This is a genomic window from Comamonas sp. w2-DMI, assembly GCF_040187735.1.
In the GTDB taxonomy this organism is placed as follows: Bacteria; Pseudomonadota; Gammaproteobacteria; order Burkholderiales; family Burkholderiaceae_C; genus Comamonas; species Comamonas terrae.
Genome location: NZ_JBANEL010000014.1, coordinates 112,427 through 135,483, shown reverse-complemented (window position 1 = coordinate 135,483; position 23,057 = coordinate 112,427). Strand labels below are relative to the sequence as shown.

Genomic DNA, 23,057 nt, shown 5'->3' with positions numbered 1-23,057 from the left:
CACCGCCCTGATGTACGACCGCGTGAGCGATGCCAGCCCCAAGACAGGCACCAGCCTGATCGCCGGCATCCGCCACCGCTTCTGATGCCCTGGCCGGATTGCCATCCGGCACATAACCCAAGCGAGGCCTGGTCCTCGCTTTTTTTTTGGAGTGGGGAGAACTACGAAAAACCGCAGCGCGTTTTTCCGACGGGAACCCGACACGCTGACGTCACGGGCGAGTGGCCTTTTCCGACAGCCGCAGGCAAGCGGCCATGCTGCAATGAGGGTGCCGCGCTGCTTTTTCTAGGACATGGTTGCGACGGCATTCCTTTTCCGGCCTAGAGAAAGGAGAGCATCATGCCCGGCTCCAAAGCATTCTTTCGCCATCCTGTCATTGCATTCACCGTCACGGTCGTGCTGGCCGTGATTGCTGCTCTGAGCCTGCTGTCGATGGAACATGCCGCTTCCGCTGCCGACACCCTGCTCACCGACGCCGCCACGCTGAATTCCGTGCTGTAACGGCCGGGTGCCCTTGGGTATTCCCGGCCAAAAACACCTGCAAACCATAGCGGCTCTACCGTAAGCGCTATTTTTGAATCCTTTGCCATAGCGTGCCTGGGCAAGCCTTCATTTTTGCAACAAGTCCAGCCGGCGCCGGATGTGGGATGCGGCATCCGCATCTCCCGCGCGTTCGGCCGCCTGGGCCTGCAGCAGCAGCCAGGCCATGAGCGCACGCCGCCAGCCCTGGGCCGACGCAATGTCCACTCCCGCCCGCAGCAGCTCGGGGGAGGCATGGCCCGCTCGCAACAGTACGGCCACGGCCAGCAGGCGCGGCAGCGGCTCGCCCGCAGAGATCAGTTGCCGCACCTCCTCCGCTGCCAGCGGCCTTCCGGCCCGGGCCACGATATGCCGGGCCGCAGCCTGCTGATCCGGGGGCAGCAGCTCCACATCCTCGGCACGCGGCTCGGCATTCAGATAGCGGGCATACGCCTGCTCGGGCACAGCCGCGTCCCGCGCAAGTGACTGGTAGGCGGGACAGCCGTTCCACTCCAGGCTGGCGACCTGGGCTGCGCAGCGCATCAGTTCCATGCGGGCCGCCAGGTCCAGGCGCCCGGTACCGGCTACGGCATCCCTGGCCTTTTGCCACTGCAGGCCTTCCACCCTCTGCTGGCCTTGGAGGTAAGCGGTGGTCGCCTTCTGTGCCGCAGCTTCGGCGCCGATGGCCCAGTCGGGCGCCGGCGGCTGGCTGCCGCAGCCGGCCAGCGCTACAAAGGAGATAGCTGCCAACACACACCTGGTATGGCCCGCAATGCATTTTTCCAGGAGCTTGATGGAATGCGTCATGGCAGCTTGAGCTCCGGCTTGTGCGCAAAAGGCCATTTGCGCTGCAGATCATTGAGCACCGACTCCAGGCGCATGAGATTGCTCTCCACCTCGGCGCGCAAGGCACCCAGATCCGCCGTGGCCTCGCGGGCATTGGCGCCCACGGCCTGGGCCTCGGCCAGTACGGCATCGACCTTGGACAGGGTTTTGCGCGTGTCCGCCAGCAGGCCATTGAGCTGCTCCACGGTGGCGCGTACCTGCGGCATGACGCCGTTGGCATCGAATAACTGGCTGTCGGCCCGCGCCACCATGCGGTCCATGCGCGTGAGCACCGCGTTGGCGCGCTCCACCAGCGCCAGCACTCGCCGGGCCTCCTCGTCGCTGCCCAGGGCCACGCCCAGCATGCCGCCCTGCCCCTGCATGCGTTCGGCCAGCTTGCGCACCTCGGCCAGCGAGCCGCCCAGCGCCGAGTCCTGGGCCGTCAGCTGCGCCACATTGGCCAGCACTTCCTTGGCCGAGTTGAGGATCTGCGGCAACTCGGCCGTGGCATCGCCGCTGAGCACGGGGCGTACCGAGTTCGGCGGCAGCGGCGGATCGCTCATGATGCCGCTGTAGGCCTTGATGGTGGTGCCGCCCACGATGCCCTTGACCAGCGTGAACACGCTGGACTCGCGCAGCCAGTGCGCGTCCTTGCGGGTCACATCGACCAGTATGCGCACCGAACCGTCCTCTGCCAGCTCTATCCTGCGCACCCGGCCTATGGGAAAGCCGGAAAAGGTCATGTCCATGCCCGCAGTCACGCCCTGGGAGTCGTCGGCCGTCAGCACCAGCAGATCCGTGGGCTCGAACACGCCGCGCGCATACAGCAGATACAGCACGGCGGCCAGGATCAGGCCCAGCGTGAACAGCAGCAGTGCCGTCGCCTTGGCGCGCAGATGCGCGACAGGCTTCAGGCCCAGCAGCTCCTCCGGCGTGTCGTGCCGGCCGGCATCGAGCGGGGCATCCGACCGGGTGCCCGCCTGGTTATCCGGCCTAGCGTCCGTCATTGCGGCCATCCAGCCCGCCTGTGCAGCACAGGCCATGTCGTTGGTTTCGGGTCATCCCGTCCTCGTCAGTAATAGTTGCCCATGAGGGAAATCACCTCGATCAGCAGCAGCACGGCAAACATGCGCGCGAAGCCGCCCAGTTCCTCGCCGCCCTGGCGCCTGCGCGCCAGCGGCATGTACAGCGCCGAAGCCATGGGCATGATGGCCACGGTCAGGCTGAAAAACCAGGTCTTGAGCACGAACACCAGCGTCAGCGACGGCGTGAACACCTGCCCGAACACCCGCGTGTAGATGCCAAAGCCTGCCAGGCTGAAGCCGTAGACGCTGAGATACACGGTGACCAGCGCCACCGCGCAGCTCAGCGCCGCCAGCGTGATGGCCGCAAACACGCCGGCCGCCGCGCGCGGTACAAGGGCTGCGCGGATGGGATCGATCCCACGGGCCTTCCATGCAGCCAGCTGGCCGCTGGCGCGCATCTGCACCACCTGCACGCCGGCGGGTATGGTGCAGCGCATGGCCACGAACAGCGCAGCCGTCAGCGGAATCAGCTCGATTACCATGACGCGAACCACCAGGTCCAGCGCGTAGCGCGACAGCCCGTAGCTTTGTGCAGTGACGATCACGATGCGCGCAATCACCGCGCACAACAGGGCGGCCAGCGCGGTGAACCCGGCAAGGACGGGGGCCGTCTGCACATAGATCTGCCGCGCCATCAGCGTGCGCGCACCGTGGCCATAGCTGGAGGGAGAGGCTACCAGCACCAGCATCACGGCCGCCAGATAGATGCCGCGCCCCCAGGCCAGCGCATGGCGGCCCAGGGACGCCCACATGCGGCCCGGCGTGCGCAGGGTAATCTCGCTCCAGCTCATGCTGAAATGATAGCGCCAGCCCCCAACGCGGCAGCCGAGGACCCACCAGGATGCGCGGCGGCCGGCATCCGGCCGTCAGACATGGCGCTTGCCTGCGGCGGCATTGCCGTGCAGGGCTTCGGGCAGCGGCTCGTCGGCCTGGGCATGCAGGGTCTCGATGATGTGGCAGTAGCTGTCGGTGCCGTCGCACTGGCTGCGCAGGTGTTCGAGCTCATGCTCCAGCGCGCGCAGCTCCTTGAGGCGCTCGCGCACATGCTCGAGGTGCGCGTCCAGCGTTTCTCGCGCGGCCACGCAGTCGGCCTTGCATGCACCGTCGAGCGCCAGCAGCCTGCGAACTTCGTCCAGCGACATGTCCATGGCACGGCACAGGCGGATGAAGCGCAGCCGGTGCAGGTCTGCGTCGCTGTAGAGGCGGTACTGGTTGTCCTCGCGCACGCCGGGCGAGAGCAGCTGCTCGCGCTCGTAGTAGCGGATATTGGGGGCCGCCACCCCCGAGCGCCTGGCGGCTTCGCCTATGCGCCAGCGCGGTGCGGCGAGATCTTTGCCGGACATGCTTGACCTTGAAGTGACTTCATTGTTTTCAATACTGCCATGAAGCAAGAACACCCGACCTCCTCCGGTACATTGTCTGGCGCACTGCCGCGCGCGGTGCCTGCCGGGCAAGACGCCTCCTGCGGCACCGGCTGCTGTACGCCGTTCAGCATCGCGCCGGCACCCACCGCCCCTGTGCACGGCCATGGCCACGAGGAACATGACCACAAGCACGATCACGCCGCAGGCGACGACCATGCCGGCCACGACCACGGCGTGCTGCCCGGCTGGCCGCGCATCTATGCGGCGCTGGCTGCCGCATTGGCCGCCGAGGCCTGCCACTGGTTCAGCGGCGACGGCAGCAGTGCCTATGCCGACCTGCTCCACTACCTGGGCATGGGCCTGGCCGTTGTCGCCATCGCGCTGGCCGGCCTGGGCATCTACAAGGCGGGCCTGCGCGACCTGCTGCGCCTGCGCCTGGGCATCCACGCATTGATGACCGTGGCCGTCACCGGCGCCTTCATCATCGGCCAGTGGCCCGAGGCCGCCATGGTCATGGCCCTGTATGCCGCCGCCGAGCGCATCGAGGACCAGGCCATGGACAAGGCCCGCATGGCCATCCGCAGCCTGCTGCAGCTGGCGCCCGAAACCGCCGATGTGCTGCAGCAGGATGGCAGCACCCGCCGCACGGCCGCCAGCCAGGTGCCGCTGGGCTCCGTGCTTCGCATCGTGCCCGGCGCACGCGTGCCGCTGGACGGCGAGATCACCGCAGGCGAAAGTTCGGTCAACCAGGCCCCCATCACCGGCGAAAGCGCCCTGGCCCACAAAGGTCCTGGCGACGCGCTGTATGCCGGCAGCATCAACCAGGACGGCGAGCTGCATGTGCGCGTCACGGCCCCCGCCAACGACAGCCTGATCGCGCGCATCGTCCATGCAGTGGAACAGGCCCAGGCGTCCAGGGCGCCCACGCAGCGCTTCGTGGACCGCTTCGCCCAGGTCTACACCCCCGTCGTGCTGCTGCTGGCCGTGGCGCTGGGCCTGCTGGCACCCTGGGTCATGGAGTGGAGCTGGCAGCAGGCCGCCTACCAGGCACTGGCCCTGCTGGTCATCGCCTGCCCTTGCGCACTGGTGCTGTCCACGCCCGTCACCGTGGTCAGCGCGCTCACGGCAGCGGCCCGGCGCGGCATCCTGATCAAGGGCGGCAGCGCGCTGGAAAGCGCCCGCCAGCTCAAGGCCATCGCCCTGGACAAGACCGGCACGCTGACCACGGGCACGCCCGGGCTGGTGGACTGGCAGGCCTGGAACCAGGCCCCGGCAGACACCATGGCCCAGCGCGCCTATGCGCTGGCGTCGCGTTCGGACCACCCGGTTTCCCGGGCCATTGCAGCAGGCCTGGCCGACCAGGTCGGCCACAACTTCGACGAAGCCCAGTCGCTGCAGGCACTGCCCGGACGCGGCGTGCAGGCCTGCATCCTGGGCGAGACCTGGACGCTGGCCAATCTGCGCTGGGTGGAAGAACAGGGCTGGGGCCATGAATCCGCCGGAGCGCATGCCGCTCTCAAGGCCGCGCTGATGCGGCAGGAAGAACAGGGCCGCACCGTCACGCTGCTGGCCGACAGCCGGGGCGTGCAGGCGCTGTTTGCCGTGGCCGATCCGCTGCGCCCCCGGGCCCGCGAGGCCGTGGCCCGGCTGCAGGCCCTGGGCGTCCAGCCCGTGGTGCTGAGCGGCGACAACACCGCCACCGTGCGCACCGTGGCCGCCGAGGCGGGCATTGCCGACGCGCGCGGCAACATGCTGCCCGAGGACAAGCTCGCCACGCTGGCGCAGATGCAGCGCGACATCGGCCCCACGGCCATGACGGGCGACGGCATCAACGATGCGCCGGCCCTGGCCCAGGCCGATATCGGCTTTGCCATGGGCGGCATGCATGCCACCGGCATGGCCATGGAAACCGCCGACGTGGTGCTGATGAACGACGACCTGCGCCGCATTCCCGAAGTGGTCGACCTGTCCCGGCGCTCCCACGGCGTGCTGTGGCAGAACATCGGCCTGGCCCTGGGCATCAAGCTGGCCTTTTTCCTGCTGGCCGTCAGCGGCCATGCCAGCATGTGGCTGGCCGTGCTGGCCGACATGGGCGTGAGCCTGCTGGTCGTGGCCAACGGCTTGCGCCTGAGAAAATGGTCGCCCTGAGACGCTGTCCGTCTTCCCGCAGGGAACGACGGCCTTTGCTTCGGGGCGGGGCGGCGCGGCCCGCCCAGGCCCTGGCTTGCAATGCATCAATGCCATAGGCCATTGCCCCTTCTCTGCCAGTATCATTGCGCCCATGCGTTGTTTCCTCGCCCTCTTCATGGTTTTGCTGCTGGCCGCCCGCGGCCTGCTGGGCGACGCCATGGCCATGGGCCTGACCACGCCGCATGATGCCCCCCCCCGCCATTGCCCAGGCCACCGACATGCCCGCGGGGCATGGCATGCACTCCGGCGGCCATGCCCTGCATGAGGACGCGCAAGCAGCCCAGGCTGCGGAGCACTGCAATGCCGATGCGGATTCCGGCCCGGGCTGCGCCGGCCATTTGGGCCATTCATGCAGCGCCTGCGGCATCTGCCACTCGGCGCTGGCCCACCCGGCCCTGCCGGGCCTGCCCGGCCTCGGCCCCGAAGCCGGCCTGAACGCAACCGCCGACACGCGCTTTGCCAGCGCGGCACCCGCGCGGGCCACCAAACCCCCCATCTCCTGAACGCACACACCCTTGGTGCGTCCGCAATTTTCATAGCAACCAACGCCGGATACTGCTTGCTTTAGGCCCATTCTGGTCCCTAACAGCAGGCATAGCCGCAGGCTGCTCGCGGAACGTGATCTTTTTCATGTTTTCAGGAAAACGCCATGCGCTTTGCGCAGCTTCTTCACTGTCTCCCGCTCATCGCGGCAAGCCTGCCCCTGCCGGCCGCCGCCGAGCCACCCTCTTCGCCATCGGCCCCTCCTTCCCTGCTCGACCCCGCAGCGCCGACACGGCCGCTTGACGCCTCACCCATGGCGGCGGGCAGGAAAGTCCTCAATGCCGACGCCGACTGGAAGGCCGCCAACGCCGCCGTGGCCCGCTTTGCGCGCGGCCATGCCGACATCGTGCGCTGGGAAAAAAGCCAGGCGGGCAGGCCCCAGCCCACCCCGTCCCGGGAGCATTCGATGCACCGCAAGGAGCAGCCATGACATTGCAGTCCTTGGCCTCCATACGTCCACTGGCCGCCCTGGCCGCCGCCCTGGCCGCCGCCCTGGTGCTGGCCGGCTGCGCCAGCCTGTCCGCCGACGGCCAGCGCAGTGCCGTCGCCAGGCACCTGGAACAGCGCCTGCCCCCGGACAGCCGTCTGCCCGGCACCGATCCGCAAGCCCGGGCCGAGGCCCAGGCGCAGATCGCCCAATGGCTGGAAAAGCCAGTCGATGCCGACACCGCCGTACGCATCGCCCTGCTCAACAATCCGGGCCTGCAGGCACGCCTGGCGGAGCTGGGCATACGCGATGCCGAACGCGTGCGCGCGCTCACCCTGGTCAACCCCAGCATGACCTTGGGGCGCTTCACCAGCGCTTCCGAGCGGGAGCTGGAGCGCCAGCTGAGCTTCGGCCTGATCGACATCCTCACCCTTCCCTGGCGCACACGCTGGCAGGGCTGGCAGATGGAGCAGGCCACGCTGACCGCCGCGCAGCAGGTGCTGGCCGTGGCGGCCGACACGCGCCGGGCCTGGCTGCGCGCCGTGGCGGCCCGCCAGGTACTGGCCGCCAACGAGCGCATGAGCGAAGCCGCCAGCCTGGGCGCCGAACTGGCCGGCCGCATGGGCGCCATCGGCAACTTCAACAAGCTGGAGCAGGCGCGGGAGATTGCCGCCCAGCAGGCCTCCAGCGCCGCCCTTGCCCGGGCCCGGCTGGCAGCCGAGATCGAGCATGAGACCCTGGCGCGCTCCATGGGCCTGTGGGGGCTGCAGGCGGGCTTCGAGCTGCCCGAAAAGCTGCCGGCCCTGCCCGGAGCCCAGGCGCTGCGCCAGGGCCAGGATGCCGAAGCCACGGCGCTGCGCGAGCGCCTGGACCTGCGTGCCCTGCGCCGCGACCTGGATGTGATGGCCGAGCGGCACGGCGTGGCCGGTGTCAACGCCCTGTTCGGCGACATCGGGCTGGCCTACACCCACAACCGCAGCACGGACCGCTCCACCGGAGAGCAAAGCCGCAAGCATGGCTGGGAAGTGGCGCTGCCCATCCCCCTGTTCGACTGGGGCGGCGCGGCGCGCGGCCAGGCCCGGGCCGGCATGGAGCGCAGCGCGGCCCTGCTGCGCGAAAACGCCATCGCCGCCCGCAGCGAGGCCCGCACCAGCTGGCTGCGCTACCGCACGGCCTGGGACCTGGCCCACCAGCAGCAGGCCGAGGTCCTGCCCCTGGCCCGCCTGGTCCAGGAAGAGACCGTCTACCGCTACAACGGCATGTTTGCCAGCGTCTGGCAGCTGCTGGCCCAGGCCCGCGCCACGACCCAGGCCGTGGCCGCGGCCACCGAAGCGCAGCGCGACTTCTGGCTGGCCGATACCGATCTGCAGCTGGCCCTGACCGGCACATCCCCCGGTACATCGCCAGGTGCCCCCGCGCCGCAGGCTTCCGCATCCCTCCCCAGCACCAACAATGAAAGCCACTGAGATGAAACATCACCCCCTGAGCGGCTTTGCCGCTTCCCCCTGCAAGGGGGACCACACCCTCGGTGCGGGGCGGCCCTTCCTCGGTGTCCCTGGCTTGAGATCCGCCAGTTTCATGACCTGCGGACGGTGCCCAAGCGCCATGGAGGACTGATATGCAACGCCGTAATTTTTTTACAGCGGCAGCCGGCGCCGTTGCCGCCACGGCCGTCAATCGCGTGGCCATGGCGGCCCTGCCCGAAGCCGCGAGCCAGTCCTCGGCCGAAACCGCCCCGCCCCTGGTGCCGCCCAACGGCCGCCCCTACCACCCCGTGGTGACCCTCAACGGCTGGACCCTGCCCTGGCGCATGAAGGATGGCACCAAGGAATTCCATCTGGTGGCCGAGCCCGTGGTGCGCGAGGTGGCACCGGGCTTTTCCATCAACATGTGGGGCTACAACGGGCAAAGCCCCGGCCCCACCATCGAGGTGGTCGAGGGCGACAGGGTGCGCATCTTCGTCACCAACCGCCTGCCCGAACACACCACGGTGCACTGGCACGGCCAGCGCCTGCCGAACGGCATGGACGGCGTGGGCGGCCTGACCCAGCCGCATATCGCGCCCGGCAAGACCTTCGTCTACGAATTCACGGCGCGCCGGCCCGGCACCTTCATGTACCACCCGCATGCCGACGAGATGGTGCAGATGGCCATGGGCATGATGGGCCTTTGGATCACCCACCCCAAAGGGCAGAGCCCGCTGATCGCCGAGGTGCAGCGCGACTACGCCTGGCTGCTGGGCTCGTTCGCCGTCGAGCCCGGCGCCATGACGCCACGCGTCAACGAGATGACGGACTTCAATATCTGGACCTTCAACAGCCGGTCCTTCCCGGCCATCAGTCCGCTGGTGGCACGGCAGGGCGACCGGGTGCGCATGCGCGTGGGCAACCTGACCATGACCAATCACCCCGTGCACCTGCACGGCCACGAGTTCGAGGTCACGGGCACCGACGGCGGCCCCGTACCCCCCGGCGCGCGCTGGCCCGAAGTCACCACCGACGTGGCCGTGGGCCAGATGCGGCAGATGGAATTCGTGGCCGACGAGGCGGGCGACTGGGCCCTGCACTGCCACAAGAGCCACCACACCATGGGCGCCATGGGCCACGATGTGCCCACCATGATCGGCCTGGACCATAGCGGCCTCGTGCAGAAGATCCAGAAGATCGTGCCCGACTACATGGTCATGGGCGAGCGCGGCATGGCCGACATGGGAAATATGCAGATGCCCCTGCCCGACAACACCTTTCCGATGATGAGCGGCAAGGGCCCGTTCGGCAGCCTGGAAATGGGCGGCATGTTCACCACGCTCAAGGTGCGCAAGGGCCTGGGCGCCAGCGACTACCGCGACCCGGGCTGGTACCGGCACCCCGCGGGCACCGTGGCCTACGAATACGCGGCCGACGGACGGGGGGCGCCACCGGCCCCCCGCCAGACGGCGCCCGGCCGGGCTCCAGGCGCGCCCGGCGTGCGCAAGCCCGCCACAGGCCACGAACATCACTGAATCCGCGCAAGGAACACACCATGAAAACATTGCACCTGGTCTGCGCCGCAGCACTGCTGGCCGGCCCGGCCGCGGCCCTCGCCCACGGCAGCCTGCCTCACGAACGGACCGCGGCCGCCACACCTCTCGGGGAACAGAAGCCCTGGGGCATTGCGGGTAAGGCCGAGCCCGCCCTGCGCACCGTCACGCTGGACATGGGCGACGACATGCGCTTCACGCCGGCGCACATCAGCGTGCGGCTTGGCGAAACCGTGCGGCTGCGCGTGGCGAACAAGGGCCAGGCCATGCACGAAATCGTGCTCGGCACACCGGCCTCGCTGGACGCGCACGCACGGCTGATGCAGCGCTTTCCCGCCATGGAGCATGCCGAGCCCCATATGGCCCATGTGGCGCCCGGCCAGGCCGGCGACCTGGTCTGGACGTTCAACCGCGCGGGCCGCTTCGACTTTGCCTGCCTCATCCCCGGGCATTACCAGGCCGGCATGCGCGGAACCATCACCGTGACACCCTGATATCCACTCCCACCAAGGATTTTCCATGACGTATACACAACGCCCCTCCATCGCCACTGCCGGGCGCCGCCGCGTGCTGGGCCGCATTGCCGCCGGCTGCGCCGCGCTGGCCGCCCCAGCCCTCTGGGCAGTGACGCCCGCCAAGCCGATACCCGTCGAGGTCTGGAAAGACCCGAACTGCGGCTGCTGCAAGGACTGGGTTGTCCACATGGAGGCCAACGGCTTTGCCGTGACCGTGCACGACACGGGCAACAACGCCGTGCGCGCCAGGCTGGGCCTGCCGCAGCGCCTGGGCTCCTGCCATACGGCCCTGGTCGCAGGCTATCTGCTCGAAGGCCATGTGCCGGCGGCCGACGTGCACAGGCTGCTGGCGCAAAAGCCCAGGGCCCTGGGCCTGGCCGTGCCCGGCATGCCCGTGGGCAGCCCGGGCATGGACGGCCCCGAATACCGGGGCCGCAAGGACCCGTATGACGTGCTGCTGGTCACCAGGAACCTGATGAACAGCGATGTAGCCACCAGCGTCTTCACCAGCTACCGCGGCTGAGCCCGCCCAGATACCGGAGAACACCTCATGAACCACACTCTGCTCTCTCTCGTGGCAACCCTGGGCCTTTGCGCCGCCCTGGCCGCGCCCGCCGCGGCCCAGGACCATTCCAGCCATGCCGGCCACGGCGCCACGCCTGCCGCCGCCAGCCAGGACACCGTGCTCACGGCCGGCGAAATCACGCGCGTCGACACCCGCGGCGGCAAGCTCACCATCCGCCACGAGGACATCCGGAATCTGGACATGCCGGCCATGACCATGGTGTTTGCGCTGAAGAACCCTGGCGCGGCGGCGGACTTCAAGGCCGGCGACAAGGTGCTGTTCCACGCCGAGGATGACGGCGGCACCCTGAGCATCACGCATATCAACAAGGCCGCCCATCCCTAGAGCCTGGTGAAGGCGCGTAGACTGCGGGCCCCATGCTCACACTCGACCAGCTCCATGCACAGCTCGCCAGCGGCGAGCTGGCCGGCGCGCGCCATATCCGGCTCTCGGATGGACTGCCCCGCTTTCCACCCGCGCTTTACGAACTGGCCGGCACGCTGGAAAGCCTGGATCTCTCGGGCAACCGGCTCACCGCCCTGCCCGATGACTTCACGCGCTTTTCCAGGCTGCGCATCCTGTTCGGCTCGGGCAACCCGTTCACCGAGCTGCCGCGCGTGCTGGGCCGCATGCCGCAGCTGGAGATGGTGGGCTTCAAGGCCTGCCGGATCACGCATGTGTCCGCCGACAGCCTGCCGCCGCGACTGCGCTGGCTCATCCTCACCGACAACCGCATCAGCGCCCTGCCTGCGGCCCTGGGCGAGCGCGCGCGCCTGCAAAAGCTGATGCTGGCCTGCAACCGGCTGGACACGCTGCCCGGCAGCCTGGCGCAATGCGGGCGGCTGGAGCTGCTGCGCATTGCCGGCAACCGCTTCGAGGCCGTTCCGCCCGTGGTATTCGCGCTGCCCTCTCTGGCCTGGCTGGCCCTGGCCGGCAATCCGATGACGCAAAAAAGCGAGCAGCTTGCGCTTGCTGCACATGAGGGAAACGCCTTTTTCCATCAAGACCTTCAAGTGCATGAACTGCTGGGCGAAGGCGCCAGCGGCCATATCCATCGCGCCAGCCATTTCCGCAGCGGCGCGGAGCGGGCCATGGCACTCAAGGTCTTCAAGGCCGGGCAGACCAGCGACGGCACGCCGCAGTCCGAGCTGGCCGCCGGCCTGTCCGCGGGCCGGCATCCGCAGCTGCTGACGCCGCTTGGCGCCGTGCACGGCTGCCCCGGCGGCGCGCTGGCCATGGCCTTGCCGCTGCTGGCGTCCGCCATGCAGCCGCTGGCAGGCCCGCCCAGCCTGCAAAGCTGCACGCGGGATGTCTATGCCGCAGATGCGCGCTTCGCGCCTGCTGCCGCCCGGCGCCTGCTCGACAGGCTGCGCGGCGCCGTCGCCCACCTGCATGGGCGCGGCCTGCTGCATGGCGACCTCTACGCCCACAATGTTCTCTGGAACCCCGCCACGGGCGACATGGTGCTCAGCGACTTCGGCGCAGCCGCGCTGCTGCATGAACTGCCGGAAAAGCAGGCGGCGCAGCTGCAGCAGATCGAGCTGCGGGCGCTGCGCCATCTGGAGGCGGAGGTTCAGGCCAGGATCGCCACGCCCTCCCGGTCCTGACAGGCCTGCTTACTGCAGAAAGGCCGGCTTGGCGTAGCCGGCGAACTTGCTGTCCACCACGGCCTTGAATTCGGCGGAGCGGAAGGCCTCAGCCAGGTCCCTGGCCCACTGCGCGTCCTTGTCCTTGGTCTTGACGGCCACGATGTTCAGGTATTGCTCGGGCGTCTTTTCCAGCAGCACGGAGTCCGAGAGCTTCAGGCCCGAGGAGATGGCGAAGTTGCCGTTGATGATGGCGTACTGCGCATCGTCGAGCGCGCGCGGCAGGTGGGCCGCGTCCAGCGGCACCAGCTTGATTTTTTTCGGGTTGGCAGCCAGGTCCAGTTCCGACACGCGCAGCGGGTTCACGCCGTCCTTGATTCTGACCAGGCCGGCCTGCTGCAGCAGCAAAATGCCGCGCGCCAGATTGCTGGCGTCGTTGGGCAGGGCCACGCGGTCGCCTTCCTTGAGCTCGGCCAGCGACTTGCGCTGCTTGGAATACACGCCCATGGGGGCGATGGGCCCCTGCACCAGGGCGGTCAGGTCCAGCTTGCGGTCGCCCTTGAACTGGTTGAAATACACCTCGTGCTGGAAGAAGTTGGCGTCCAGCGAACCGTCGGCCAGCGCCAGGTTGGGCTGCACATAGTCGTTGAATTCCACCAGCTTGACCTTGTAGCCCTTCTTCTGCAGCAGCGGCACGATGCCGGCCTGCAGCTGGTCGATGTTGGAGCCGGCCGTGCCGCCGATCACCAGCTGCTTCTTGGCGGCATCCTGGGCCATGGCGGGCAGGGTGAACGCGCCGGCCACGGCCAGGGCGGCCACGGCCAGCGCCTGGCGGCGGGTGTTGTCTACGCAAGCAAGGAAACGGGTGGCGGAACGGAACATGGAGGCTGGCTTTCTTGAAACGGATGGAACGTAACGGGATGTGCCAGTATCCCGATAGCCTGCCCAATTGCCAACAAATAAAAAACTCTCTGCTTATTCCGCAACACGAATAAGCACTGTCCCGGGCAACCGCCGGCAGGCAGCGCGCCGGCCTGCGCCGCTCCCGCACCACCTGCTCGGCATGAGCTGCTTCCCTTGCCCCATAAGCGCCATTCGCTCCTTATTGAGGAGCAGACTGCTGCGCCACGCCCTCGGCGCCGCCCAGCACCTTCCACAGCGTCACGCGGTTGATCTGCTCGGACAGGCGCAGGCCGATCAGCGTCTGCTGCGCGGCATAGAGGCTGCGCTGCGCATCGAGCACGGTCAGGTAGTTGTCGGCCCCGGTGCGAAAGCGCGCATTCGACAGGTCGTAGGCCTTCTGCGTGTGCTCGACCATGCTGTTCTGGGCCTCCAGGCGCTCGTTCCACTGCGCGCGGTCGGCCAGCACGTCGGCGGTTTCCTTGAATGCCGTCTGCACGGCCTTCTCGTATTGCGCCAGCGCAATGCGCTGGTTGCTCTCCGCCACCTGCACGTTGGCGCGGTTGCGGCCCGCGTCGAAGATGGGCAGCCGCACCAGCGGGACGAAGCTCCAGGTGCCGTTGCCGGCGCCGAACAGGCGGTCCAGGTCGGTGCTGCCCGTGCCCACGCTGGCCGTGAGGCTGATGGTGGGGAACATGGCTGCGCGCGCCGCGCCGATATTGGCGTTCATGGCGCGCAGATTGCGTTCGGCAGCCTGTACGTCGGGGCGCTGCAGCAGCACGCTGGAGGGCAATGGCGCGGGCACGGCCTGCAGCGCGGCCACGCCGGCGGACGGCGTCCGGGCCAATGTCCCGGCGTCAGGCAGCAGATCGGCCGGCACGGGCCCGCCCACCAGCAGCTGCAGCGCATTGCGGTCGCGCTCCACCTGGGCGGTGAAGCTGGCCACGTCGCCGCGGGCCGTGTCCACCGTGGTCTGGTTCTGTGCCAGCACCAAGCCCGAGGTCGAGCCGATCTCGTACATGCGCTGCGTCAGCTCCAGCGCCTTGACGCGGCTGGCCAGCGTGTCCCTGGCCAGCTGCAGGCGGGCCTGGTCGGCCGCCAGCGTGAGCCAGGCGTTGGCGACATCGGCCACCAGGCCGATCTGCACGTTGCGCCGGTTCTCCTGGCTCTGCAGAAACTGCTGCAGCGCCGCATCGCTGAGGTTGCGGATGCGGCCCCACAGGTCCAGCTCGTAGCTGGCAAAGCCCAGCTGGGCCGTGTACTGCGTGGCCAGCGTGGAGCGGCCGCTGGCATTCAGGTCGGCCGCCGTGCGTGCGCGGTTGGCCTGGGCCTGGGCATTGACGCCGGGCAGCAGGTCGGCGCGCGTGATGCCGTACTGGGCCCGTGCCTTTTCGATGCTCTCGACGGCCACGCGCAGGTCGCGGTTGTGCGTGAGCGCCAGGGCCACGACCTGGCGCAGCTTCTGCAACTGCAGCCACTGCAGGCTTTCGGCCTGCTGCAGCCCGGCTTCGCCGGCCTGCGCGGGAGCGCCATCGGTGCCGACGGTTTCGGGCACCGGCAACTGCGGCGTCTGGTAGGTGGGTGCCAGATTGCAGCCGGCCAATAGCAGAGCCAGGGCGGCCGGCAGGGCGTGAAGCGTGGTTCTCATCATCGGGCGCATCATGCGGCGCTCTCCGGGGTTGAATGCGGTGCCGCCGGCGAGGCTTGCGCATCGTCGTGGCGCGAGCGGCTCTTGAACCAGCTGCGGATCAGCAGGAAGAACACCGGCACCAGGAAGATGCCCAGCACGGTGGAGGCCACCATGCCGCCGAGCACGGCCGTGCCGATGGCATTGCGCCCGCCGGCACCGGCGCCCGTGCCTATGGCCAGCGGGATCACGCCGAAGCCGAAGGCCAGCGAGGTCATCAGGATCGGGCGCAGGCGCAGGCGCACGGCGGCCACCGTGGCATCGAACACGCTCTTGCCCTGCTCCTGCAGCTGCACGGCGAACTCCACGATCAGGATGGCGTTCTTGGAGGCCAGGCCCACCGTGGTCAGCAGGCCCACCTGGAAGTACACGTCGTTGGTCAGCCCGCGCAGATAGGTGGCCAGCAGCGCGCCGACCACGCCCAGCGGCACGGCCAGCATCACCGACAGCGGTACGGTCCAGCTTTCATACAGCGCCGCTAGGCACAGGAACACGAACAGGATGGAGATCGCGTAGAGCATGGGCGCCTGCGCGCCCGACTGGCGCTCCTGCAGCGAGGCGCCGGTCCATTCGTAGCCTATGCCGGCCGGCAGCGCCTTGAGGATGTCCTCCACCGCGGCCATGGCCACGCCCGAACTCACGCCGGGTGCGGCGCTGCCGATGAACTCATAGGACGGCGCGCCGTTGTAGCGCACCAGCTGCGGCGAGCCATAGGCCCAGTACGAGCGCGAAAAGGCTCCGAACGGCACCATCTCGCCCTTGCTGTTGCGCACCGTCCACTTGGCGATGTCCTGCGGCAGCATGCGGTGCGGCGCATCGCCCTGGATGTAGACGCGCTTGACGCGGCCGTTGTTCAGGAAGTCGTTGACGTAGGTGCCGCCCATGGCGCTGGACAGCACGCTGTTGATGTCGCTGTACGACAGGCCCAGGGCGCCGGCCTTGCGGTCGTCGATGTCCACACGCAGCTCGGTCGCATCCTCCAGGTTGGTGGTGCGCACGGCTGTCAGCTCGGGGCGCTTGCGCGCGGCATCCTGCACGTAGTTGGCGGCGGCCAGCAGGGCCGCATGGCCCATGCCGTTGATGTCCTTGAGCATGAAGTTGAAGCCCGCGTTGGCGCCCAGGCCGCGCACGGCCGGCGGCTGCATCACGTAGACGCGCGCATCGCGGATAGAGGCCAGGTCCCTGGTCGCGCGGTGGGCCAGGGCCGCCGCAGACTGCGAGGGCAAGGGCCGCTCGGCCCAGGGCTTGAGCCGCACAAAGCCGCGCGCCGAGCTCTGGTCGCCGTTGAGGCCCGAGACCTGGTTGAAGCTGATGACTTCGGGCTGCTTGAGCAGGTAGTCCCGCGTCTGGTCCAGCACGTCCTGCAGCCGCACGTCGGCCGCGCCCGAAGGCAGGTTGACGTTGACATAGACAAAGCCCTGGTCCTCGTCGGGCAGGAAGGAGGTCGGCAGGCGGTGCATCAGCAGCGCAACCGCCGCGCAGACCGCCAGGAAGATCAGCGCCATGCGCTTGGTGCGGCGCAGCACATAGGCCACCGAGCCCTGGTAGCGCGCGGCCGTGGCATCGAAGTTGCGGTTGAACCAGCGGAAAAAGCGGTCATTCACGCCCAGCAGGCCCGTGCGCGCCGGGCCATGGCCCTGGGCCGCGGGCGGCCTGAGGATGCTGGCGCACAGCGCGGGCGTGAGCGTGAGCGCGACGAACACCGACAGCGCCATGGCCGCGACGATGGTGATGGAGAACTGGCGGTAGATCACGCCCGTGGAGCCGCCGAAGAAGGCCATGGGCACGAACACGGCCGACAGCGTCACGCCGATGCCCACCAGCGCCGGCGTGATCTCGCGCATGGACTGGCGCGTGGCCTCCTTGGCCGACTTGCCGGTCTCGTGCATCACGCGCTCCACGTTCTCGACCACCACGATGGCATCGTCCACCAGCAGGCCGATGGCCAGCACCATGGCGAACATGGTCAGCGTGTTGATGGAGTAGCCGGCTGCCGACAGCACGCCGAAGGTGCCCAGCAGCACCACGGGCACGGCGATCGCGGGGATCAGCGTGGCGCGCAGGTTCTGCAGGAAGATGAACATCACGATCACCACCAGGACCATGGCCTCGCCCAGCGCGCTGACCACCTCGTGGATGGAAGCGCGCACGAAGGGCGTGGAGTCGGAGCTCACGAAATACTCGATCTTGTTCGGAAAGTACGGCTTGAGCTCGGCCAGCTTGGCGGCCACGGCGTCCGAGACGGCCATGGCGTTGGCGCCGTCGGCCAGGATGATGCCCATGCCGGCGCCGCGCATGCCGTTGAGCTTGGCCTGGATGGACAGGTTGTCCGCCCCCAGCTCCACGCGGGCCACGTCCCTGATGGTCACGACCGAGCCGTCGGTGGCCGACTTGAGCACGATGGCCTCGAACTGTTCGGGCGTCTTGAGCTTGGTGCGCGCCGTGATCGTCGCGTTGAGCTGCTGGTTCCTCACGGCCGGCAGCGCGCCCAGTTGGCCCGCCGAGACCTGGGCATTCTGCGCATTGAGCGCATTCGCGATGTCGGATGGCATCAGGCCGTATTTCTCCATCTTGGCCGGGTCCATCCAGATGCGCATCGCATAGAAGGTGCCGAAGACGTTGATGTCGCCCACGCCTTCGATGCGGCCGATCACATCGACCAGGTTGCTGTTGATGTAGTCGCCGATGTCCACCTCGTCCATCTCGGGATCGAGCGAGTAGAAGCTGTAGGTGACCAGGAAATCCTGGCCGCCCTTGTTGATGAACACGCCGCGGCTCTTGACGGAATCGGGCAGGCGGTTGAGCGCCCCCTGGATCTTGTTCTGCACCTGCACCTGGGCCACGTCGATATTCGTGCCGGGCGCGAAGGTCAGCGTGATGCGGGCCTGGCCCGACGCATTGCTGGTCGAGCTCATGTAGAGCATGTTGTCGATGCCCTTGATCTGCTGCTCGATGATCTGGGTGACCGAGTTCTCGACGGTCTCGGCCGAGGCGCCCGTGTATTGCGCCGAAATCGTCACGCGCGGGGGGGGCGATGTCGGGATACTGCTCCAGCGGCAGCTTGGAGATCGACAAAGCCCCGGCCAACATGATGACGATGGCGATGACCCAGGCAAAGATGGGCCGGTTGATGAAAAACTGAGCCATGTGCGCTGTCCTGCCCTATCTGTCTCTGCGATTCATTGGGGGGAGCGGGCAGTTGCTTCAGCGGCGGCCAGGGCCGGAGGCTGGCCGGGCGGGCTCTTGCGCTCGGCCTTGGCCTTGAGGTCTACCTCCGCCACCTTGACCTTGTCGCCGGGCTTGACACGCTGGAAGCCTTCGACCACCACTCGCTCGCCGGCATGCAGGCCGGCCTGGACCAGCCACTGGCTGCCGATGGCGCGGTCCAGCTCCACGTCCCGCTTCTCGACCACGGTGCCATCCTTGCCTTCCTTGGCGACCAGCACGCTGGGGCGACCGGTGAGGTCGCGCGTCACCGACTGCTGGGGCACCAGCAACGCATCGGGCGCCAGCGCCGTGGGCAGCAGCGCCTGCACATACATGCCGGGCATGAGATGGCCGGCCGGGTTGGGCACCACGGCGCGCAGCGTCACCGTGCCCGTGGTGTCGTTGACGATCACGCCCGCAAAGGCCAGCTTGCCCTCATGGGCGTACTCGGTGCCGTCGTCCAGGCGGATGCGCACGGGAATCTTGTCGCCGTCTACCTTGGCGAAGCGGCCGGCCGCGATCTCGCGCTGCAGCTGGATCAGCTCCGTGCTGGCCTGGGTGAAATCCACATACATGGGATCGAGCTGCACGATGGTGGTCAGCGCATTGGACTGGTTGGCCGTGACCAGAGCGCCGGGCGTGACCGACGACAGCGCGATGCGCCCGCTGATCGGCGCCTGGATGCGGCTGTACTGCAGGTTGATGCGCGCGGTTTCCAGGTTGGCGCGGGCCACGGCCACATCCGACTGGGCCTGGGCTGCGGCGGCCTGGCTTTCCTCGTAGGCCTGACGGCTGATGGCGTCGATCTTGACCAGTTCGGCATTGCGGCGCGCCGTGGCGGCCAGCGTGCGCTGGCTGGCCTCGGCCTTGGCCAGGGCAGCGGCGGCACTGGCCTGGGCGGCCTGGAAGGTGGCGGGATCGATCTGGTAGAGCTGCTGGCCCTGCTTGACGAAGGCGCCCTCGGTGAAGAGGCGCTTCTGGATGATGCCCGAGACCTGCGGCCGCACCTCGGCCGTCATGAAGGCGCGCGTGCGCCCCGGCAGGCTGGCATCGAGCTGCTGGCTCTGTTTTTGCAGCGTGACCACGCCGACCTCGGCCAGCGCCTTGGGCGCCGCAGCCTTGTCGTCGCCCGGCTTGGAGCAGCCGGCGAGCACCCCGGCCACCAGCAGGGCGCCCAATGCCCAGCGCAGGCGCGAAGTGGTTCGCGGGGCTTTCGTTTGCTCAGGACTTGCGCTGGCAGAAAAACAAAAACGCGCCTGTTGGCGCGGACTCAGCGAAGTGGGCAAGACGAGATTCATACGCGGGCAAATGGTCAAACTGGAACGCCCCACCATTGTGCGACGCCAATATTTCTTCTTTGTAAAGCGCCTTGCCGAAGGCCGCACTCTGGCAGCCGGCAGGGCCCAGCCATCCATCATGCCCGCACATTGCCCCCAGCCAGGCACGGGCGTGCGGTAAATCGCCGGGCACTTGCACCTATTGCGCAAAAGTGTTGCAAAGTGTTTACAGCCCCGGGCAGGCGGATCTGCCGACACATTCGCGCGTTTCAGCGCGTGACGATGGGAAAGCCCGGTTCGCTCTTGTCGAACAGTTGCAGAAACCCGGCCAGCGCCGCCTTGTCGCCCTGCACCTGCACGGCAGGCTCCCTTGCCTGGCCCGGCTTGGCACCGGCCAGCAGGCCAAGGAAAGCCGGGCGCGTCAACCGCAGGCTCACCGGGGCGCGGGGGTCGGGTTCTCCACGGCGGAAATGCAGCACCGAATTTTCCAGCCACAGCCGGTACTGCTCGCCCACATCGCTGAGGTCCAGGTTCATCGCAAACCGCCTGCCTTCGGCCTTGCTGCCGTCCAGCCGCGTGGCCAGCACCTCGAGGAAGCGCTCGGTCGGCACCTGGGCCATCATCTCGGCCATGGCGGCCCGGTCCTGGGACAGCTGCGGCGTGCCCTGGCGCAGTTCCTGCGCCGCCGTCAAGTAGCTGTTGCGCCAGGTGGCCGATTCAGCCACAAAGCCCAGCTGCTCGTAGCAGCGCGCCATCAGCTCCCTGGCCTCCTTGCCGGCGTCCGTTCCTTCCGGCACGGCAAACACCACATGCTGCAGCAGCTCGGCAGCCCAGCGGTAGTCGCCTCCGGCCGCGGCCTGGCGGGCCTGGTCCAGCGCCTTGTCCGCGCCGCCCAGTGCCTGCACATAGCGCTGCGCGCGCTGCACCGGCGGCAGCGGGTCCAGGTTCACGGGATTGCCGTCGTAGGCCCCCAGGTAGAGCTGGTACACGGCCTTGACGTTGTGGCGCAGATCGCCGTAGTAGCCGCGACCGCCCCAGAAGTCCGCCAGCGAGGCCGGCAGCCGCAGCCGGTCGGCGATCTCGGACGGCGCCAGGCCCTTGTTGATCAGGCGCACCGTCTGGTCGTGCGTGTATTTGTAGATGTCGCGGTGCCGGCTGATGAAGCCCGCAATGCGCTGCTGCCCCCACACTGGCCAGTTGTGCTGGCCGAAATACACCTCGCTGCCCCGGGACTGCTCCAGCGCCTGCTGCAGGTAGTCGGCCCAGCGCAGCGCGTCGCGCACCTTGGCCCCGCGTATGGGCAGCAGATTGTGCATGGTCTGCGCCAGGTTCTCGGCCCCGCCGTAGGCCTTTCGCTCGGGAATGGTGAAGGTCAGCTCCGAGGGTGCCTCCGCGCCCGGCACGTTGTAGAAGACAAAGCGCACGCCGTCGAGCACCAGCTCCTGCTGCGGCTGGTCGATGGTCACATTGGGCGGCAGTATGCCCACATGGCCGCTGACCAGGTCCTTGCCCAGGCCCGTGTCCACATTGCCCGTGGGCGACAGCGGCAGCCGGGTGCCGAACTGGTAGATGGCGCGGCGCGACATGGCCCCGCCCACCAGCAGGTTCTCGCTGGTGGCCTCGTCCATGAAGCCCGCGGGCGCCACCACGGGGACCTTGCGCCGCGCAACCTCCTCGCGCGAAATCACGCCCAGCGCACCGCCGAAATGGTCGGCATGGCTGTGCGTGAAGATCAGCGCCGTGACCGGCTTGTCGCCCAGGTGCCGGCGCGCGAACTGCATGGCGTAGGCGGCGATCTCGCGGTTGGTGAGCGCATCCACGACGATCCAGCCGGCCCGGCCCTCGATCAGCGTGATGTTGGCCATGTCGAAGCCGCGCAGCTGGTAGATGCCATCCACCACCTTGAACAGGCCCGCCTGGGCATTGAGCTGGGCATGGCGCCACAGGCTGGGGTTCACGGTGTCGGGCGCCGCGCCCTGCACAAAGCCGTAGGCATCGAAATCCTTGAGCACGCGACCGTCGGCTGCCACGACGCGGCCCGTGGGGCGCGCGATCAGGCCGCGCTCGGCATCCTGCCGGTCCTGCGCTTCGTCGGCGGGCAAGGCCTCGCGCGCCGCCTGCTGCGCGGCCTGGGTACGCGCACTGGCCACACCGGCCTGCAGCACGCCCGAGCCGCTTTCAGCCTGCAAGCCGGCACAGGCCGACAGCAGGCTGCTGGCGGCCAGCGCCAGCCACAGCGCCTTGCCGGGCACGACGGTCCGGTCTCCGGTACGGAAAAGAGGGGGCATATGCGTTCTCCTTGCTTTGTGATGCATGGCAAGGCATTCTGGGCAGCGCCGCCAATTGAGTCCAATGCATAATGAAATGAAATTCAATGCACTGGATTCATTGCCCTCATTGCATGGCAATGCACGGAGAACATGGACATACGGCGCCTCCAGCACATCGTGGCCCTGGCCGACCGGCGCAACTTCGCGCGCGCGGCCGAGCAGCTGCACCTGAGCCAGCCCGCGCTCACGCGCAGCATCCAGGCCGCCGAGGAAGAGTTCGGGCTGCGGCTTTTCGACCGGGGCAGCGGCGAAGTACGCCCCACGCCGGCCGGCGAATTCGTGCTGGAGCGCGCAAGGCGCATGGTGTTCGACAGCCGCTGCCTCAAGCGCGATGTGGAGCTGTTTCGCAACCGGCAGGTGGGCGACACGGCCTGCGGCTTCGGGCCCCTGCCCACGCAAACACTGCTGGCCCCCCTGCTGCAGGCAGCGCGCACCGAATTCCCGCAAGTGCATCTGCGCGCGCTGGTGGGCAACTGGGAGCAGCTGCTGCAGCGCCTCAAGGCCGAGGAGATCGAGTTCTTCGTGGCCGACACGCGCGAGCTGCCGCCCAGCGCAGCGCTCGAAGTCCATCCGCTGCCGGCCATGCGCGGCGGCATGTTCGTGCGTCCCGGCCATCCGCTGGCCGCGCAGAAGCAGGCCAGCCTCGCGCAGCTGCATGCTTGCGGGCTGGCCGCCGTGCGCCTGCCGGCCAGCGTGCGCAGCGCATTGAGCCGGACGCTGGGCCTGGCGGACGAGCGGCAGCTGCTGGCGCTGGAATGCGACGATGTCGCCACGCTGGTGCAGGTCACGCAGAACAGCGATACCGTGCTGGCCGCCGTCTATCCTGCCGTGGCGCGGGAGCTGGCCGCGGGCACGCTGCAGCCGCTGGCCGTGGGCAAGCTGCCGGCCATTCCCTCCTCGGCCGGCGTGGTCTGGCAGCAGGGGCGCAGCCTTTCGCCGGTGGCGCAGTGGCTGGTGGAACACCTGCGCGAACTGGCGCAGGTGCAGGCCGACGCCCCGTTGGTGGGGTCCTGACCTT

At 68.4% G+C, this 23,057-nt stretch carries 19 protein-coding genes and 1 pseudogene; 11 read left to right on the top strand and 9 right to left on the bottom strand.

The features are described 5' to 3' along the window. Window positions 1–339: 339 nt before the first annotated feature. On the top strand, window positions 340–501 hold the full coding sequence (locus V8Z74_RS15805; protein ID WP_169798054.1) for a hypothetical protein: 162 nt from the start codon (window positions 340–342) through the stop codon (window positions 499–501). 108 nt (window positions 502–609) lie between these two features. Here the strand turns inward: V8Z74_RS15805 and V8Z74_RS15800 are convergent, their stop codons facing one another. The 4 genes from V8Z74_RS15800 to V8Z74_RS15785 all read right to left on the bottom strand — a co-directional run bounded on the left by V8Z74_RS15800 (window position 610) and on the right by V8Z74_RS15785 (window position 3,772). Further along, a complete protein-coding gene (locus V8Z74_RS15800) occupies window positions 610–1,326 on the bottom strand; it encodes a hypothetical protein (RefSeq protein ID WP_349710081.1) in 717 nt (238 codons plus the stop codon). Continuing rightward, window positions 1,323–2,351, bottom strand: coding sequence for an MlaD family protein (locus V8Z74_RS15795; RefSeq protein ID WP_502879559.1), 1,029 nt, complete (start codon window positions 2,349–2,351; stop codon window positions 1,323–1,325). Before V8Z74_RS15795 ends, V8Z74_RS15800 begins: the two co-directional genes overlap by 4 nt. 65 nt (window positions 2,352–2,416) lie before the next feature. Beyond that, the gene (locus V8Z74_RS15790; RefSeq protein ID WP_349710079.1) at window positions 2,417–3,220 is read right to left on the bottom strand and encodes an MlaE family ABC transporter permease; all 804 of its coding nucleotides are present in this window, start codon (window positions 3,218–3,220) and stop codon (window positions 2,417–2,419) included. A gap of 75 nt (window positions 3,221–3,295) precedes the next feature. Continuing rightward, the gene (locus tag V8Z74_RS15785; RefSeq protein ID WP_066479303.1) at window positions 3,296–3,772 is read right to left on the bottom strand and encodes a MerR family transcriptional regulator; all 477 of its coding nucleotides are present in this window, start codon (window positions 3,770–3,772) and stop codon (window positions 3,296–3,298) included. A gap of 39 nt (window positions 3,773–3,811) precedes the next feature. Between V8Z74_RS15785 and V8Z74_RS15780 the strand changes: the two genes are divergently transcribed. The 9 genes from V8Z74_RS15780 to V8Z74_RS15740 all read left to right on the top strand — a co-directional run bounded on the left by V8Z74_RS15780 (window position 3,812) and on the right by V8Z74_RS15740 (window position 12,659). Then, window positions 3,812–5,941 (top strand): heavy metal translocating P-type ATPase, encoded by a 2,130-nt coding sequence (locus tag V8Z74_RS15780; protein ID WP_502879558.1) that lies wholly within the window; start codon window positions 3,812–3,814, stop codon window positions 5,939–5,941. 224 nt (window positions 5,942–6,165) lie between these two features. Next, entirely contained in the window at window positions 6,166–6,486 is a 321-nt protein-coding gene (locus tag V8Z74_RS15775) for a hypothetical protein (RefSeq protein ID WP_349710078.1), read from the top strand. A gap of 146 nt (window positions 6,487–6,632) precedes the next feature. Beyond that, window positions 6,633–6,956, top strand: coding sequence for a hypothetical protein (locus V8Z74_RS15770; RefSeq protein ID WP_349710077.1), 324 nt, complete (start codon window positions 6,633–6,635; stop codon window positions 6,954–6,956). Beyond that, complete coding sequence (locus tag V8Z74_RS15765) at window positions 6,953–8,419, top strand: TolC family protein (RefSeq protein WP_349710076.1); 1,467 nt, start codon at window positions 6,953–6,955, stop codon at window positions 8,417–8,419. The genes V8Z74_RS15770 and V8Z74_RS15765 overlap by 4 nt, the downstream gene beginning before the upstream one ends. Window positions 8,420–8,571: 152 nt before the next feature. After that, the gene (locus V8Z74_RS15760; RefSeq protein WP_349710075.1) at window positions 8,572–9,954 is read left to right on the top strand and encodes a multicopper oxidase family protein; all 1,383 of its coding nucleotides are present in this window, start codon (window positions 8,572–8,574) and stop codon (window positions 9,952–9,954) included. Between the two features lie 20 nt (window positions 9,955–9,974). Then, window positions 9,975–10,466 (top strand): cupredoxin domain-containing protein, encoded by a 492-nt coding sequence (locus V8Z74_RS15755; protein WP_349710074.1) that lies wholly within the window; start codon window positions 9,975–9,977, stop codon window positions 10,464–10,466. Window positions 10,467–10,491: 25 nt separating this feature from the next. Continuing rightward, window positions 10,492–11,010, top strand: coding sequence for a DUF411 domain-containing protein (locus tag V8Z74_RS15750; RefSeq protein WP_349710073.1), 519 nt, complete (start codon window positions 10,492–10,494; stop codon window positions 11,008–11,010). Between the two features lie 27 nt (window positions 11,011–11,037). Beyond that, window positions 11,038–11,397 (top strand): copper-binding protein, encoded by a 360-nt coding sequence (locus V8Z74_RS15745; protein ID WP_349710072.1) that lies wholly within the window; start codon window positions 11,038–11,040, stop codon window positions 11,395–11,397. Between the two features lie 32 nt (window positions 11,398–11,429). After that, window positions 11,430–12,659 carry a protein kinase domain-containing protein gene (locus tag V8Z74_RS15740; protein ID WP_349710071.1) on the top strand — a complete coding sequence of 410 codons (1,230 nt, stop codon included), beginning with the start codon at window positions 11,430–11,432 and terminating at the stop codon, window positions 12,657–12,659. A 9-nt stretch (window positions 12,660–12,668) separates the two neighbouring features. Here V8Z74_RS15740 and V8Z74_RS15735 read toward each other — a convergent pair whose 3' ends face one another. The 5 genes and pseudogenes from V8Z74_RS15735 to V8Z74_RS15715 all read right to left on the bottom strand — a co-directional run bounded on the left by V8Z74_RS15735 (window position 12,669) and on the right by V8Z74_RS15715 (window position 21,997). Next, window positions 12,669–13,520 carry a MetQ/NlpA family ABC transporter substrate-binding protein gene (locus tag V8Z74_RS15735; RefSeq protein WP_066479247.1) on the bottom strand — a complete coding sequence of 284 codons (852 nt, stop codon included), beginning with the start codon at window positions 13,518–13,520 and terminating at the stop codon, window positions 12,669–12,671. A 220-nt stretch (window positions 13,521–13,740) separates the two neighbouring features. Continuing rightward, window positions 13,741–15,201, bottom strand: coding sequence for an efflux transporter outer membrane subunit (locus tag V8Z74_RS15730; protein ID WP_349710069.1), 1,461 nt, complete (start codon window positions 15,199–15,201; stop codon window positions 13,741–13,743). Beyond that, window positions 15,198–18,372, bottom strand: a pseudogene (locus tag V8Z74_RS15725) (efflux RND transporter permease subunit). Before V8Z74_RS15725 ends, V8Z74_RS15730 begins: the two are co-directional and overlap by 4 nt. Window positions 18,373–18,404: 32 nt before the next feature. After that, entirely contained in the window at window positions 18,405–19,730 is a 1,326-nt protein-coding gene (locus tag V8Z74_RS15720; protein WP_349710067.1) for an efflux RND transporter periplasmic adaptor subunit, read from the bottom strand. 248 nt (window positions 19,731–19,978) lie between these two features. Further along, window positions 19,979–21,997, bottom strand: a complete 2,019-nt coding sequence (locus tag V8Z74_RS15715; protein WP_349710065.1) for an alkyl/aryl-sulfatase — start codon at window positions 21,995–21,997, stop codon at window positions 19,979–19,981. A 132-nt stretch (window positions 21,998–22,129) separates the two neighbouring features. Between V8Z74_RS15715 and V8Z74_RS15710 the strand changes: the two genes are divergently transcribed. Next, window positions 22,130–23,053 (top strand): LysR family transcriptional regulator, encoded by a 924-nt coding sequence (locus V8Z74_RS15710; RefSeq protein WP_349710063.1) that lies wholly within the window; start codon window positions 22,130–22,132, stop codon window positions 23,051–23,053. Window positions 23,054–23,057: the final 4 nt, after the last annotated feature.